Origin of the sequence: Sphaerisporangium rubeum, assembly GCF_014207705.1 — a bacterium.
GTDB lineage: Bacteria > Actinomycetota > Actinomycetes > Streptosporangiales > Streptosporangiaceae > Sphaerisporangium > Sphaerisporangium rubeum.
The window spans coordinates 4,288,814-4,304,551 of the sequence record NZ_JACHIU010000001.1; the positions used below are offsets into that span (position 1 = coordinate 4,288,814).

The 15,738-nt window shown below is 72.6% G+C and carries 13 protein-coding genes; 3 read left to right on the forward strand and 10 right to left on the reverse strand.

Features of this window, described 5'->3' with window-relative positions:
- Positions 1 to 23 precede the first annotated feature (23 nt).
- The 5 genes from meaB to merB form a co-directional block, all read right to left on the reverse strand.
- Entirely contained in the window at positions 24 to 1,064 is a 1,041-nt protein-coding gene (gene meaB, locus BJ992_RS18375; RefSeq protein WP_184982628.1) for a methylmalonyl Co-A mutase-associated GTPase MeaB, read from the reverse strand.
- Positions 1,051 to 3,231: a methylmalonyl-CoA mutase gene (gene scpA / locus BJ992_RS18380; protein WP_184982630.1), complete on the reverse strand. Its 2,181-nt coding sequence runs from the start codon at positions 3,229 to 3,231 to the stop codon at positions 1,051 to 1,053. Before scpA ends, meaB begins: the two co-directional genes overlap by 14 nt.
- Positions 3,228 to 5,021, reverse strand: coding sequence for a methylmalonyl-CoA mutase family protein (locus BJ992_RS18385; protein WP_184982632.1), 1,794 nt, complete (start codon positions 5,019 to 5,021; stop codon positions 3,228 to 3,230). The genes scpA and BJ992_RS18385 overlap by 4 nt, the downstream gene beginning before the upstream one ends.
- A gap of 193 nt (positions 5,022 to 5,214) precedes the next feature.
- Positions 5,215 to 6,012: a peptidoglycan recognition protein family protein gene (locus BJ992_RS34325; protein ID WP_343072734.1), complete on the reverse strand. Its 798-nt coding sequence runs from the start codon at positions 6,010 to 6,012 to the stop codon at positions 5,215 to 5,217.
- 85 nt (positions 6,013 to 6,097) lie between these two features.
- The gene (gene merB / locus BJ992_RS18395; protein WP_184982634.1) at positions 6,098 to 6,886 is read right to left on the reverse strand and encodes an organomercurial lyase; all 789 of its coding nucleotides are present in this window, start codon (positions 6,884 to 6,886) and stop codon (positions 6,098 to 6,100) included.
- 113 nt (positions 6,887 to 6,999) lie between these two features.
- Here merB and BJ992_RS18400 point away from each other — a divergent pair, with 113 nt between their 5' ends.
- Genes BJ992_RS18400 through BJ992_RS18410 form a run of 3 tightly spaced genes read left to right on the forward strand, consistent with a single transcriptional unit; the run spans position 7,000 to position 11,302 of the window.
- Positions 7,000 to 8,118, forward strand: a complete 1,119-nt coding sequence (locus BJ992_RS18400) for a C39 family peptidase (protein WP_343072735.1) — start codon at positions 7,000 to 7,002, stop codon at positions 8,116 to 8,118.
- Complete coding sequence (locus BJ992_RS18405; RefSeq protein WP_343072736.1) at positions 8,115 to 9,983, forward strand: S9 family peptidase; 1,869 nt, start codon at positions 8,115 to 8,117, stop codon at positions 9,981 to 9,983. The genes BJ992_RS18400 and BJ992_RS18405 overlap by 4 nt, the downstream gene beginning before the upstream one ends.
- Positions 9,980 to 11,302 (forward strand): M20/M25/M40 family metallo-hydrolase, encoded by a 1,323-nt coding sequence (locus BJ992_RS18410; RefSeq protein WP_184982638.1) that lies wholly within the window; start codon positions 9,980 to 9,982, stop codon positions 11,300 to 11,302. The genes BJ992_RS18405 and BJ992_RS18410 overlap by 4 nt, the downstream gene beginning before the upstream one ends.
- 122 nt (positions 11,303 to 11,424) lie before the next feature.
- On the opposite strand, the gene BJ992_RS18415 is transcribed toward BJ992_RS18410, so the two are convergent.
- From BJ992_RS18415 to BJ992_RS34330, 5 genes are all read right to left on the reverse strand, one after another.
- Positions 11,425 to 12,033: a fasciclin domain-containing protein gene (locus BJ992_RS18415; RefSeq protein WP_184982640.1), complete on the reverse strand. Its 609-nt coding sequence runs from the start codon at positions 12,031 to 12,033 to the stop codon at positions 11,425 to 11,427.
- Between the two features lie 407 nt (positions 12,034 to 12,440).
- On the reverse strand, positions 12,441 to 13,172 hold the full coding sequence (locus tag BJ992_RS18420; protein WP_184982642.1) for a DUF899 family protein: 732 nt from the start codon (positions 13,170 to 13,172) through the stop codon (positions 12,441 to 12,443).
- Positions 13,173 to 13,265: 93 nt separating this feature from the next.
- Positions 13,266 to 13,817: a DUF4166 domain-containing protein gene (locus BJ992_RS18425; RefSeq protein ID WP_184982644.1), complete on the reverse strand. Its 552-nt coding sequence runs from the start codon at positions 13,815 to 13,817 to the stop codon at positions 13,266 to 13,268.
- Between the two features lie 91 nt (positions 13,818 to 13,908).
- Entirely contained in the window at positions 13,909 to 14,805 is an 897-nt protein-coding gene (locus tag BJ992_RS18430; protein ID WP_184982646.1) for an ABC transporter permease subunit, read from the reverse strand.
- A complete protein-coding gene (locus BJ992_RS34330) occupies positions 14,798 to 15,724 on the reverse strand; it encodes an ABC transporter permease subunit (RefSeq protein WP_184982648.1) in 927 nt (308 codons plus the stop codon). Before BJ992_RS34330 ends, BJ992_RS18430 begins: the two co-directional genes overlap by 8 nt.
- Positions 15,725 to 15,738 lie beyond the last annotated feature (14 nt).

Here is a 15,738-nt window from a genome sequence, read left to right on the forward strand (position 1 = left end):
CCGCGTCGGGAAAGGGATTCCTTCTACTCAGGTGGCGCTCTATGCCGATCAGGGGTGTTCTTTGACACCGGGGCCGCACCGGTGTTCCCCGCGCGTGTGAAGGCGGCGAGCACCCGGTCGGCGGCGAGCGCCGGGGTGAGCGTGCCGTCCAGCACCTCACGCTCCACCTGCCGCGTGACGGCCGCGACGGCGGGGTCGGCGGCGAGCAGGGCCAGCAGCCGCTCACGCACCAGGGTGCGGGTCCAGCCGACCTGCTGGCGGCGGCGCCTGGCGGCCAGCTCACCGGACGACTCCATCAGGTCCTGGTGCCGCACGATCTGCCGCCACAGCTCCTCGAGCCCGGTGCCCTCAAGGCCGCTGCACGTCAGCACCGGGGTGTCGAAGGCGCCGCCGGTGCCGCGCAGCAACCTCAGCGCTCCGGCCAGCTCACGGGCCGCGCGGCGCGCGTCGATCTCGTGCGGCCCGTCGGCCTTGTTGACCGCGATGACGTCGGCCAGCTCCAGCACGCCTTTCTTGATGCCCTGGAGCTGGTCGCCGGTCCGCGCGAGGGTGAGCAGCAGGAACGTGTCGACCATCTCGGCGACCGCGGTCTCGGACTGGCCGACGCCGACCGTCTCGACGAGCACGACGTCGAACCCGGCGGCCTCCACCACCACCATGGCCTCGCGGGTGGCCTTGGTGACGCCGCCGAGGGTGCCGGAGGTCGGGGACGGCCGGATGAACGCGGCCGGGTCGGCGGCGAGGCGCGCCATGCGGGTCTTGTCGCCGAGGATGCTGCCGCCGGTGCGGGTGGAGGAGGGGTCCACGGCGAGCACCGCGACCCGGTGGCCCTGACCGGTGAGGTGCACGCCGAGCGCGTCGATGAACGTCGACTTGCCGGCCCCCGGCACGCCGGTGACGCCGACCCGCCGCGCCTTGCCGGACAGGGGGGTCAGCTCGACCAGCAGCCGCTGCGCGAGCTCGCGGTGGTCGGCGCGGGTGGACTCCACGAGCGTGACGGCCCTGGCGATCCAGCCGAGCGAGCCGGACCGCACGCCGTGGAGGTACTCGTCAAGACCCGGCATGTCCGAGCCGTGCCGACAGCTCGCGCAGCAGGCCGAGTGCGGCGTCGGCGATGACCGTGCCGGGGCCGAACACCGCGGCGGCCCCGGCCTCGCGCAGGGCCGGCACGTCGTCCGGCGGGATCACCCCGCCGACGACGATCATGATGTCGTCGCGGCCCAGCCCGGCGAGCCGCTCACGCAGCTCCGGCACCAGCGCCATGTGGCCCGCCGCCAGCGACGACACCCCGACGATGTGCACGTCGGCCTCGACGGCCTGGCGCGCCACCTCGGCCGGGGTCTGGAACAGCGGGCCCACGTCCACGTCGAACCCGAGGTCGGCGAAGGCCGTGGCGATGACCTTCTGTCCCCGGTCGTGGCCGTCCTGGCCGATCTTGGCGACCAGGATGCGGGGCCGGCGGCCCTCGTCGCGCGCGAACGCGGCGCTCGCGGTCCTGACGTTCTCGATGGCGGCCGAGTCGCCGGCCTCGTCGCGGTACACCCCCGTGATGGTACGGATCTGGCCGGCGTGCCGGCCGAAGACCTTCTCCAGCGCGTCGGAGATCTCGCCGACGGTGGCCTTGGCCCGCGCGGCGTCCACCGCCAGGGCCAGCAGGTTGCCGTCCCCCGCCGCGCCGCGGGTGAGCGCGTCGAGGGCCGCGTCGCAGGCGGCCTGGTCGCGTTCGGCCCGCAGGCGGCGCAGGTTCTCGATCTGGCCGGCGCGCACCGCGGAGTTGTCGACCCGTAGCACCTCGATCGGCTCGTCGGACGCGGGCCGGTACTTGTTGACCCCGATCACCGGCTGGCGGCCGGAGTCGATGCGGGCCTGGGTGCGCGCCGCGGCCTCCTCGATGCGCAGCTTGGGGAGCCCGGCGTCGATGGCCTTGGCCATGCCGCCGGCCCGCTCGACCTCCTCGATGTGCTCCATGGCGCGCGCGGCGAGCTCGGCGGTGAGCCGCTCGACGTACGCGCTGCCTCCCCAGGGGTCGATGACGCGGCAGGTGCCGGACTCCTGCTGGAGCAGCAACTGGGTGTTGCGCGCGATCCTGGCCGAGAAGTCGGTCGGCAGGGCCAGCGCCTCGTCCAGCGCGTTGGTGTGCAGCGACTGGGTGTGGCCCTGCGTGGCGGCCATGGCCTCCACGCAGGTGCGCACGACGTTGTTGAAGACGTCCTGCGCGGTGAGCGACCAGCCGGAGGTCTGGCTGTGGGTGCGCAGCGACAGCGACTTGGGGTCGGCGGCGCCGAAGCCGCGCACCAGGCGGGCCCACAGCAGGCGCGCGGCGCGGAGCTTGGCGATCTCCATGAAGAAGTTCATGCCGATGCACCAGAAGAACGACAGCCTCGGTGCGAACCGGTCGATGTCGAGACCCGCGGCGACACCGGCGCGCAGGTACTCCACGCCGTCGGCGAGGGTGTAGGCGAGCTCCAGGTCGCAGGTGGCCCCGGCCTCCTGGATGTGGTAGCCGGAGATCGAGATGGAGTTGAACTTCGGCATCCGCTGCGAGGTGTAGGCGAAGATGTCGGAGATGATCCGCATCGACGGCCCCGGCGGGTAGATGTAGGTGTTGCGGACCATGAACTCCTTGAGGATGTCGTTCTGGATGGTCCCCGCCAGCTTCTCCGGCGGCACCCCCTGCTCCTCGGCGGCCACGATGTACAGCGCCAGCACCGGCAGCACCGCGCCGTTCATGGTCATCGACACGCTCATGCGGTCCAGCGGGATGCCGTCGAACAGCACGCGCATGTCGTGGATGGAGTCGATCGCGACCCCGGCCATGCCGACGTCCCCCGCGACGCGCGGATGGTCGGAGTCGTAGCCGCGGTGGGTGGCGAGGTCGAACGCCACCGACAGGCCCTTCTGGCCGGCGGCGAGGTTGCGGCGGTAGAAGGCGTTGGAGTCGCGCGCGGTGGAGAACCCGGCGTACTGGCGGATCGTCCACGGCTGGTTGACGTACATCGTGGGGTAGGGGCCGCGCAGGTACGGCGCGACGCCGGGGTACCCGGGAAGGTGGTCCAGGCCCGCGAGGTCGGCGGCGGTGTACAGCGGTTTGACCGGGATGCCTTCGGGGGTGTCCCAGACGGCGGGGCCGGCGCCGGTGAGCTCGCGGACGGCCGCCTCCCACCGCTGCGGCCCGGTCTCCGGCGCGGGGCCCGGTGCGTCCAGGGCCACCGTGGTGAAGTCGGGGATCATGGGGTCACTCCCAGGTCGTCGAACGTGGTGCTCAGCACGGCGAGCGCGTCGCATCCGGCGTGCACGGTGGCGTCCACGCCGTCGTACCGGCCCCGGCCGGCGAGCCAGACGCGTTTGGCTCCGGCGCGGCGCAGCGCGCCGGCCACGGCGGCGGCGTGCTCGCCGTACAGCTCGTCGCTGGAGCACAGGCACGCGACGGCGGTGCCGCTCGCGCGGAACGCCGCCGCGATCTCCTCGGGGTCGGTGAGGGGGCCGCCGGTGACGGTGGCGAGGCCTCCCGCCTGGAACAGGTTGGCGGCGAACGACGCGCGCGCGGTGTGCGCGGCGACCGGGCCGACGGTGGCGAGGAACACCACCGGACGCGACGGCGCGCGGTCGGCGCGGTCGCGCAGGCTCTCGAAGCCCTGCGCGTAGTGCACCTGTGGCAGGCCGCCGCGTACGGGTTCAGGCGCGAGGTCGCGCACCGGCACGCGGCCGTCCAGATCGGGGAACTCGCTGACCCCGGTGATCGGCGCGGCGCGGTGCGCGATGTCGCGTGACCGGCGTTCCCAGGTGGCGGCGAGCCGTGCCGGGATCAGCCGGTCCAGGGCCGCCTCGGCGCCGCCGGCGCGCTCGATCTCCTGGAACCACTCCCACGCGCTTGCGGCGAGGTCGGCGGTGAGCCGCTCGACGTACCACGACCCGCCGGCCGGGTCGATCACGCGCGCCACCCCCGCCTCCTCGACGAGCAGGCTGTGGGTGTTGCGCGCGATGCGCCTGGCGAACGCGTCGGGGAGGCCGAGGCGCGCGTCGAACGGCTGCACGGTGACCGCGCCGGCGCCGCCGGCCCCCGCCGCGAAGCAGGCCAGCGTGGTGCGCAGCATGTTCACCCATGGGTCGCGCGCGGTCATCATGGCCGAGGACGTGACGGCGTGCTGCGCCTGGCCCGCTCCCTCGGTCACGCCGCACACCTCGGCGACGCGGGCCCACAGCTTCCTGGCGGCGCGGAACTTGGCGATGGTGAGGAACTGGTCGGCGGTGGCGGCGTACCGGAACTCGATCTGACCGAACGCCTCCTCGGCGGTGAGGCCGGCGTCGGTGAGGACGCGCAGGTAGGCGAGGCCGGTGGCGATCGAGCACCCGAGCTCCTCGGCGTCGGCGCCGCCGGCGTCGTGGTACGGCGTGGCGTCCACGGTGATCGCGCGCAGGCCGTTGTCCCCCGCCAGCCTGGCGAGGGCCGGCAGGTCCAGCGGGGCCGCGGCCCCGGTCCTCGCGCGCAGGCCGATGGGGTCGGCGCCGAGGTTGCCGCCGGGTGCGGCGTCCGGCGCCAGCCGCAGGTACGCCTGCGCGGCCTCCGCGGTGCGCGGCCCCGCGTCGAGCACGACCGGCGCGAGGTCGAGGTACACGCCGTCCAGCACGCGGGGCAGCGCGGCGACGTCGAGCGCGTCGTCGCCGAGGACCAGCCACAGGGAGGTGACGCCGTTCTCCAGGTCGGCGAGCACGGCCTCACGCGTCGTGGCGGGGTCGGGGTGCGCGTGCCGCTGGCGCACGTCCCACCCCCCCGGGCCGCCGGCCGCGCCGCGGACGTACGGGGCGAAGCCCGGCAGTCCGGGGTCGGCGGGCAGGTCGCCGGGGTCGTACAGCGGCGCGATCGTGACACCGTCGTAGGTCGTGGAGGAGAGGGCTTCCTCCGGAGAGCCGGCCTCGGCCCCGGAACGCCGGAGCACGGCGGCGGCCAGCCGCCGCCACTCGTCCCGCGTCGCCGCGGGGAAACCGGGTTCCGGCCCTGGCCGGTCAGGCTGCACCGTCATGTCTGGATGTTAGGCGTTCGACCCTGAAGCGGGGCTGCCGGGGCCTCGTGCTACGAAGATCGCCGCCGGATTCCTCCCCCCCGGTACCGTCGCGTCACGAAGATCCCCGCCGGACCTGTCCCCCCGTGACGGCACCGGCCCCCGGCACGCGTACGCCGCCGTCCCCCGGGTGGGACGGCGGCGTCACGGTAGGTCAGGTGATGGGGGCCTCGAAGGCGGCGTTCCAGGTGAGGCGGCCGACGACGCCGTCGTCGTCCAGGCCCTGCTGCTGCTGGAAGCCGATGCACACCTGCCGGGACTGCTCGCCGTAGGCGCCGTCCACGTCGATGGTCCAGCCGCGCTTGTCCATCTGGCCCTGCCAGGTGCGCACGTCGTCGCCGCGCATCACCGGCGGGTACTTCAGCAGCCGGCCCGGCCACTTCGGGTACCGCTCACCCGGCGGCTCGGGGTCGGGGGTGCCGCCGGGCCGCGGGGCACCCTTCTTGACCCAGGCGTACAGCTCGGCGCCGGGGCACTCGGTGGCGTACCCGTCGCGGTGGCCCTTGATCTCGCGGCCGGCTCCGCCTTGGGCCCGCAGGTACTCGATCGCGTCGACGATGCCGTGCAGCATGCCGTCCGGCGGCTTGACCAGGCCGCTGTTGCCGACCAGGCCGAGCACGGCGTAGTGGCCGGAGTTGAGGCCGGGGCCGTTGGCGGCCGGCAGATGCTTCGGGCCGCGGCCGACGAAGACCTTGCGGTGCGGGCAGGCCACCATCGAGTAGCCGATGTCCATCCAGCCGTTGCCGTCCATGTGCTGGTTCTGGATGGACTTCACGACGGCGACGCACTTGGCGTGGTCGTTCACGATGCCGGGGTCGACACGGCCGCCGGTGTAATGCACCTTGACCCCCTTGGTGGACGTCAAGGTGGAATAAGAGCCGCGCGGGGCCCGGGCACCCCAGGCGCTGCGCGAGACGAGGTCGATGGCCACGAACTTTCTCCAGGGGGGCACGGATATTCAGGGTGTTCAACCCACTGTCCCGAACTAGGCCCCACAAACCGCATATAACGGATAGCAGTGGGCCGAATCCAAATGACTACCCTAGCCAGGGCCACTTCCGCATTTGTACACCTTGACCGATGTACTGGGGAAATATACCCATCTCGTTCGTGGAGAGCGGTGGCGACGGCCGGCCCGCCGGCGCCGCGGCCGGTCCTGAGCCGAGTTCCTCACCCCAGAACGCACCCGACAACCCGAGACTCCTGAACAGCGCCAGCGCCTCGTCCGGGGTGCGCCTGCGGTACTCACGGGTCATGCGGCCGGTGTACCAGCGCGTCGCGAGCAGCCACAGCGTGCGCATGTCGAGCAGCGCGCCGCGCGGGTACCGCGTCTCGCGCAGCCAGCGGCCGACGTGCTCCTCGGAGCAGAACAGCGACTGGTTCGAGCAGGCGAACACCACGTCGTCCCACATGCGCGGGATCGGCACGAGGAAATGGGCCACCAGGGAGGCCGCCGGCGGGACGTCGGGGCACACGTCCAGCGCCAGCGCACGCGCGCAGCCGGGGCAGTGGGTCGCCACCAGGCACGGCTCCCCCACCAGGGCCGGGATGGCGAACGAGTCCCACGCGCAGCCGCCCCACCACCTGACCCCGCTGCTGGCCACCACGAAGCCGAGCGGGACCGCCGACCACGGGTGCGCCATCACGATCCGCCGCCGCTCCCCGTCCAGCACCAGCAGATGGGCCTCGTGCAGCCCCCGGAGCGCCTCCAGCGCCTCACCGGGCCCGGCGCCGAACTCGGCGGCGACCTCCTCGGGGGACGGCGGGCACCCCCGCTCGGCGAACCACCGGTAGACGGACATCCGCACGTCTGCCAGATCGAGCATGCGGGGGACGATACCCACTCTGACCTCGGTCGATGCCGCCATGCCTGTGCGGAAGGGCTGGATACGTAAACCATCCGATGCGCCGCACTGACCCCCAAAGCACAATCGGCCAGGTGGTCACCCCGACACCCTCAGCACCGGGACTCGTCACCTTCCGCCGCTGGACCGGCGTGGTCCCCGCGGAAAGCGGCGTGACCACCTACCGCGACCCGTTCGGCGGCGGGACCGGCACCTGGCCGTACACCCGGTGGACCTCCGGCATGGTGGACATCGGCTTCCCCGCCACCCAGCTCGTGCCGTCGTGGACGGCGTCGGCGCCGAAGGGCTCGTGGCTGCGGGTGGAGCTGCGGCTGCGCACCGAGGCGGGGGAACTGACCAAGTGGTACGACATGGGCCGCTGGGCCGAGACCGGTGACGACGTCCACCGCACGTCGCTGCCGGGCCAGGGGGACGAGCACGGCGACGTCGCGGTCGACACGTTCGCCGCGGCCCGGCCGGTCGTCGCCTGCGAGCTGCGGATCACGCTGCACGGCGCCGGCGCGACGGTGCGCAGTGCCGGGGTGATGGCCTCGGCGGTGCCGAACCGGGCCCACGTGCCGCCGAGCGAGCCCGGCGAGGCCCGCGGCGTGCGGCTCGACGTGCCGCCGCTCTCACAGCGCGTCCACGCCGGCCACCACCCGCAGTGGGGTGGCGGGGGCGACGCGTGGTGCAGCCCGGCGGCCATGACCATGGTCCTGCGGTACTGGGGACGCGGCCCCGGGCCCGCGGAGCTGGCGTTCGCCGACCCCGACGACCCGTGTCCCGCCGTGGACCACGCCGCGCGCGACATGTACGACCACAGCTACCAGGGCACCGGCAACTGGCCCTTCGGCGTCGCCTACGCCGGCCGGTACGGGCTCGACGGTTTCGTCACGCGGCTGCGGTCGCTGCGCGAGCTGGAACGATTCATCCTGGCCGGCGTGCCGGTCATCACCTCGCAGGCGTTCAAGGAGCACGAGCTGCCGGGCTCGGGGTACTCGACCGGCGGTCATATCATGGTCGTGACCGGTTTCACCGCCGAGGGCGACGTGATCGCCAACGATCCGGCGGGGCCGTCCGACGCCGCGGTCAAGAGAATCTATCCCCGGGCAGCGTTCGAGAACGTCTGGTTACGCGGTGCCGGAAGCGCGGGAATCGTCCATGTCGTGCACCCGCGTGACGTCACGCTCCCACCATCAGAGGGGAACTGGTGATCCCGTCTCCCATCACGGCCGCCGATGTGGCGCGCGTGGACGACCGTCCCGGCTGGGTGGAGCTCGTGTCCACCCCCGAGGGTGAGGAGGTCTGGTGGGACGAGCCGCGGCCCGCCGAGGCCGGCCGGCGCTGCGTGGTGCGGCGCGACCCGTCCGGCGCGGTGCGCGACGTGCTGCCGGCGGGCTGGAACGCGCGCAACCGGGTGGTCGAGTACGGCGGCCGCTCCTGGCGTCCGCTGCCGGACGGCGGCCTGGTGTTCACCCACTGGGACGACGGACGGCTGTACGTCCTGCGGCCGGGTGGCGAGCCGGAGCCGCTCACCCCGCCGGGCCCGGCGAGGTACGCCGACCTGGTCGTGAGCCTCGGCGAGGTGTGGTGCGTGCGCGAGACCGGCGACCGGCGGGACATCGTCGCAGTGCCGCTCGGCGCGGGCCCGCACGAGCCGAGGGTGGTGACGCGCGCGCAGCACTTCCTGATGAACCCGCGGGTGTCCCCCGGCGGCGCGATGATCGCGTGGATCGGCTGGGACCACCCGGCGATGCCGTGGGACGGCACGCGGCTGTGCGTGGCGCCGCTGCGCGAGGACGGCACCGCGGGACCGCACCAGGTGATGGCCGGCGGACGCGAGGAGTCGGTCGCGCAGGCCGAGTGGCGCGACGACGGCGCGCTGTACGCCGTCACCGACGCGAGCGGCTGGTGGAACCTCCACCTGGTTCCGCTGGACGGCCGGCCGGCGCGCAACCTCGCGGAGATGCCGCTGGAGTTCGGCGACGCCGCCTGGAAACTCGGCCTCACGTGGTTCGCCCCGGCCGGTGACCGGGTGGTCGTGACGTACGGCACCCCCGGCGGCCGGCGGCTCGGCGTGCTCGACCCCGATGCCGGCGAGATCGCCGACGTCGGCGACCCGTACACCTACTGGGCCGCCACGCTGTCGGTGTCGGCCGACGGCACGCGCGCCGCCGGGGTCGGCGCGACGCCGTACCGGCCGTTCGACGTGGTGGTGACCGACCTCGCCACCGGGGAGCACGATGTGGTGTCCCCGCCGAGGCGGCTGCCGCCGGCCGAGGCGCTGCCGCGGCCGTGGGCCCAGATCTTCGACGGGGTCCACGCGCATGTGTACCCGCCGTCCGGCGAGGGCCCCGCGCCGTACGTGATCTTCGTGCACGGCGGGCCGACCGGCGCGAGCCCGCTGGTGCTGGATGTCGAGGCCGCGTACTTCACCAGCAGAGGCATCGGCGTGGCGCAGGTCAACTACGGCGGCTCCACCGGGTACGGCCGGGCCTACCGCGAGCGGCTGCGGCACCGGTGGGGTGTGGTGGACGTGCGCGACAGCGAGACCGTGGCGCGCGGCCTCGCCGAGGCGGGGCTCGCCGACCCGGCGCGCGTGGCGATCAGAGGGGGCAGCGCCGGCGGCTGGACGGCGCTGGCCGCGCTGACCCACAGCGACGTGTTCCGCGGCGCGGTGGCGCGGTACGCCATCACCGACCCCGAGGCGTGGGCCGCCGAGACGCACGACTTCGAGTCCCGCTACCTTGACGGGCTGATCGGCCCGCTTCCGGCCGCGCGGCGGCGGTACGAGGAGCGCTCCCCGCTGCTGCACGCCGCACGCGCGTCCGGCCCCGCGCTGCTGCTGCACGGACTGGAGGACGCCATCGTGGACCACGGCCAGGCGGAGCGGTTCCTCGCCGCGCTCGACGCCGCCGGCGGAAGGTGGGCCTACCTCACGTTCGCCGGGGAACAGCACGGCTGGCGGAAGAAGGAGACCATCGTCGCGGCACTGGAGGCCGAGCTCGCGTTCTACGGGCTCATCTTCGGCCTCCCCACCCCTGAGGTGCCGCCGCTCACCCTGAGAGGACGATCGTGACAGAGGTGACGGGCATCTGCTCGGACCTGCTCAGAATCGACACCACCAACGACGGCGCACGCGGCGGCCCCGGTGAGCGGACCGCCGCCGAGTACGTCGCCGGGCTGCTGGACGGGGCGGGCCTCGAACCCGAGGTCTTCGAGTCGGCGCCGCGCCGCACCAGCGTCGTGGCCCGCGTTCCCGGAGACGACCCCCGCGGCCTGCTGATCCACGGCCACCTCGACGTGGTCCCCGCCGACCCTGGCGAATGGCGCACCCATCCGTTCTCCGGCGAGGTCGAGGACGGCTGCGTGCACGGACGCGGCGCGGTGGACATGAAGGGCACGCTGTCCATGACGCTGGCGCTGGTGCGCAAGTGGGCCCGTGAGGGCCGGCGGCCCCGGCGCGACATCGTGCTGGCGTTCCTCGCCGACGAGGAGGCCACCGGCGAGTACGGCGCCGGGTACGCCGTCACCCGGCGGCCCGAGCTGTTCGAGGGCTGCACCGAGGCCATCAGCGAGAGCGGCGGATTCAGCGTCACCGTTCCCGGCGGCGGGGACGGCGGGCCGGCGCGGGTGTACCCGGTGGCGGTCGGCGAGCGCGGGACGGCCTGGATGAAGGTGACGGCGCACGGCGTGGCCGGCCACGGCTCCAAGCCGCCGGTGGACAACCCGGTGGCCGAGCTGGCCCGTGCGCTGGCGAGGCTCGCCGGCCACACATGGCCGGTGCGGATCACCCCCGCCGTCGCCACGCTCATCGACGGTCTCGGCAAGGCGCTCGGCACCACCATCGACCTGGACCGGCTGGACGCCGAGGCCGAACGCCTCGGCCGGGCCGGCACCCTGTTCAAAGGCGTCATCCGCAACTCGGCCAACCCCACCATGATGAACGCTGGCTACAAGGTGAACGTCATCCCCGGCACCGCCGAGGCCCACATCGACGGCCGCATCCTCCCCGGCCACCGCGACGAGTTCCTCGCCACCATCGACGAGCTGCTCGGCCCCAAGATCACCCGTGAGTTCGTCACCCTGGAGGAAGGCGTCGCCTCCCCCACCGAGGGCCTGTTCGACGACCTGTGCGCCGCGCTGCTCGCCGAGGACCCGGCGGGCCGGCCGGTGCCGTACGTCATGACCGGCGGCACCGACGCCAAGTCGTTCGCGAGGCTCGGCATCCGGGGCTACGGCTTCGCGCCGCTGATGCTCGACCCGTCCCTGGACTACTTCGGCATGTTCCACGGCGTCGACGAACGCGTCCCCGTCGAGGGCCTGGAGTTCGGCGTCCGCGTCCTGGACCGCCTCCTCACCGGCACCCCCGATCCCGTGACCGCCACCACCGTTTGACCGGCCTCGCGAGCCTCTGACCGGGGGACCCCCCGGCCGGTCGCGGCCTCCGCACCCGGGATCCCTCGCCTCCGGACACGCAGGACCGCACCGGCCCCTTCCCGGTGCGGTCCCGTCCTCGTTCACCCGCTCGGCTTGAGCACCGAGTCGATCATGTAGACGGTGGCGTTCTTGGTCTGGATGTTGCCGCACAGCACCTTGGCGTCGTTCACCTTGAAGTCCTGCCCGGACCCGCTGGTGATGATCTTCCCGCCCTGGACGGACGTGAAGTTCCCGTTGGCGAGATCGGCCGGGCTGAGGCGCTTCTTGACGATGTGGTACTTGAGCAGTTCCTGCAGCGTCTGCTTGTCCTTCAGGACCCGGTCGATGGTCTCCTTGGGGATCTTCTCGAAGGCCTTGTCGACCGGCGCGAAGACCGTGATGTCCTCGGTGGAGTCCAGCGTGTCCTTCAGGTCCGCCTTGTCGACGGCCCGCGCCAGCGTGGACAGCTGAGGCACCTGCGACAGCGCGGTCCCGACCGGCTGTCCCGCGAGGTCCGACGGGCTCCCGGGCCCCGACTGCGGCAGGCTGCCGCACCCCGGCCCGACCGGCGCCGCGCCAGGTGAGGCGGTCCCGGACTCGGTAGGCGTGCTCGCCGGCGACTCGCCAGGCGACTCCGTCGGCTGGACCCGCACCCCCGCCGCCCCCGGCGTGAGCGTCCCCGTGCCACCACCGGCGGTGGCGACGTGCATACCCGAGATCGACAGGGTCGCTGCCGCTATCGGAAGGGCGAGAAGACGATATCTCATGGCGTCTGCCCCCTTTTGAAGTGGTGTGGTGAACGGCCACCATGGTGAGTGACCAGAACCCCCGTACCGGCGAACCGGTTCCCAAGGCGAGGCCCCGGCCCGTCACCCCCCTGACGCCCGACAACCTGCCCCGCGCCGGCGGGTGGTCTCCCGCCGCCTCACCCCACCTCGTACCCTCGCACCCCGCGGACCTCCCGCCTCGGCGCACGTATTTGACCCACCCCGGCGAACCGCTCCCCACCCCCGGAGACAACGCCGCACTGATCTCACCAGGCTATGCACCAAAAGGGGATTTAACGGGATATGCGGCTTTCATCCGCATTTGTTCGAGCCGGATCCCGCTGAGCGATCTAGTGGCAGGTCGCCGCCGGATCCTGGCCGTAGGTGTCGTGGTGGGGGAACTCGTTGACGTACCTCTGCCGGCCGAGTGGTGTCAGGTCGAGGTAGTTGTACGTCGTCAGGACGATCTCCGGGCCCCGGCCGAAGGTCGAATAGGTGTGGAACACCCTCTCGCCGTCACGGAGGAAGACGGAGGCGCCGTGTCCGTCCTGGTCGTCGGCCGCCAGGAACAGCAGCCCCTTGCGCTCCAGTTCCGCCTTGTCCATGTAGTTGTACTCGACCGGGGCCACGGACGCGTCATTGGTCGCGTGGAAGTCGTAGTTGAAGTCGCCACCGTGAGAGGAGTACCACGGCACGCTCCACCCCATCCGGGTCCTGAACGGCTCGATCTCGGCGTACGGCGCGCGGGACACCAGCGCCAGTGTCGTGTCGCACGCGTGCAGGTGCCGAAGATCCCCCGCGTTGTCCACGAGGAACGAGCAACTGGTGCACCCCTGTCCCGTCTCCTTGACCCACATGAAGTGGTAGACGACCAGTTGCCGCCGGCCCTCGAACAGATCAAGCAGGCCGGCCTTCCCGTCCGGCCCCTCGAACGCGTACTCCTTCTCCACCTCGACCATCGGCAACGCTCTGCGAGCGGCGTTCACCGCGTCCCGGGCCCGGGTGACCTGCTTCTCCTTCTCCAGCAGCGCCACCCGCTCCGCCAGCCACTCCTCACGCGTCACCACTCGGGGTAACTCCACGTCGCAGCCCTTCCCTTCGAGATCCGGCCTTCATGACACCGCTCGCAGACCCCGCCGTCCAGAGCACACGGCCGATTCTGGGGTCGTCTCCGGCTACGCGCCGGCCTCGTCCAGGTGACCGGAGTACGACAGCAGCGGGCCTATCACCGGCAGCGCCACCCGCACCTCTATCCGGAAGCGCACGTCCGCACCCGATGTCGTCCAGGCCCGGGCCGACGCCTGTGGCGCGGCGCGGGCCGGAAGAGGGATCGCCAACGGGCCGGCGCCGAGGACCGCGCGTTCCTGGGTGACGGTGACCTCTCCCGGAGTGGCGGTGGTGCGGGTGTGGACGAGCAGGAGGCCGTGGCGTTCGCGGCCGTGCGGGCCCGTGCGGACCTGGGTGGTGGTCAGGCGGTGACCACCGATGTCACGGACCCAGTGCTCCACGAGCGGAGGCGGGCCGGTGTGGCCGGCGCGGCGGGCCGGACGGCGGTGGACGACGACACGGACGGGGACGCAGTCGCCGGTGCGCGGCAGGCGGAGCAGCGCGCACAGGACGCCGGCGAGCGGTCCCGCGCCTCGCCGTACCGACAGCTCACCTGTGCCGGCGACCGTCTCGTCGCCGAGGTGGAAGCGGCGCATCCAGTCTTCTGACTCCTGCGACATGGAGGCGGTATGCCCCGTGCGCGGGCCTTGAACGCCCCGGCCGGTCCCCTCCTAGGCCGGCCGGGGCGGGATGGTGAGGTCAGGTCACCGCTCAGTGGAGGCGGGGGTCAAGCGCGTCGCGGACGACGTCGCCGAGGAGGAGGAAGCTGAGGACGGTGGCGGTGAGGAACAGAGCGGGGAACAGGAGCAGGTGGGGGTGCTCGGCGAAGAAGGACTGCGCGACGTTGAGTTGCAGGCCCCAGGAGACGTCGGGGTACTGGAGGCCGACCCCAAGGTAGTCCAGGACGGCCTCGCCGGCGATGACGTTGCCGACATTGAGCATGGCGACGACGAAGACAGGGGCGAGGGAGTTGGGAAGGATGTGGCGGACCATGACGCGCAGGTCGCCGGCGCCGAGCGCGCGGGCCGCCTGGACGTAGTCGGCGTCACGTGCCGCGATGACCTGGCCGCGCATCAGGCGGGTCATCGTGGTCCAGCCGAGCAGGACGAGCACCAGCGTCATGGCCCAGATGCCGTGACCGGGGAAGGCGACCAGGACCACGGTGGCGCCGAGCACGAACGGTATGCCGAAGAAGACGTCGGTGATCCGTGAGATGAGCGCGTCGAGCACTCCGCCGTAGTAACCGGCGAGCAGACCGAGCGCGACCGCGATGACCAGCGCGAAGACGGTGACGGCGAGGCCGATGAACACCGAGGCGCGGGTGCCGTGCACGATCTGGGACCAGTAGTCGCAGCCCTGCAGGTCGTACCCGAACACCGCGCCGGGCCCCGGGCCGCGTTTGGAGTCGCGCAGCCGGCAGCCCTCGTTGGGGCCGAGCGCGGCGAACAGCGACGGGAACGCCGCCATGGCGAACGCGACCAGCAAGATGGCGGCCGACACCCAGAACAGCACGCGCCGCCGCAGCTCGTGCCACGCGTCCTGCCACAGCGACCCCGGCGCCTCCCCCGCGGGGACGGCGGACTCGGCGGCGGCCCTGACGTCAACCACGGCGGATCCTCGGGTCGAGCACGCCGTACAGCAGGTCGACGAGCAGGTTGGCCACAATGAAGATCATCACAAGCAGTGTCGTGACGCCGACCACCACCGGCCCCTCCTGGAGCTGGATCGACTGGAACACCTGCTGTCCGACACCAGGAAGGTTGAAGATGCCCTCGGTGACCACGGCCCCGGCCATGAGGTTGCCGAAGTCCACGCCGAGGTAGGTCACGACGGGGATCAGCGAGTTGCGCAGCGTGTGCCGTCCCACCACCCGCGACCGGCGCAGGCCCTTGGCGGTGGCGGTGCGCACGTAGTCGGCGCGCAGGTTCTCCACCACGCTGGTGCGGGTGAGGCGCGCGACGTACGCCAGGCCGAACGATCCGAGCACCATGCCGGGAAGCAGGTAGCTCACCGGCCACCCCTCGTCGGTGCCGGCGGTGGGGAACAGCCCGAGGTTGAGCCCGAGCACGATCTGCGCGGTGTACCCGACGACGAACACCGGCACCGCGATGACGAACGTCGTGCCGGCCAGCACCATCGTGTCGGCGAGCCTGCCGCGGCGCAGCCCCGCGAGCACACCGAGGCCGATGCCGACGACCAGCTCGAACACCCACGCGGTGAGCGCGAGCTGCGCGGTGACCCCCCAGCGGTCCTGGAGCAGCTCGGCGACCGGCTGGCCGGTGAACGTCTCGCCGAGGTCGCCGCGCAGGAACACCCCCGCCATGTACAGGCCGTACTGCACGATGAGCGGCTCGTCCAGGTGGTAGTGCGCGCGCAGCGTGCGGACCACCGACTCCGGCAGCGGCTTGTCCCCCGCCAGCGCCAGGATCGGGTCCCCCGGCAGGGCCCACACCATGGCGTAGACGAGGAACGTCGTGGCGACGAACACCGGGACGGCCTGCAGGAGGCGCTGCGCGGCGTACCTCACCCCCGGCCCCCGTC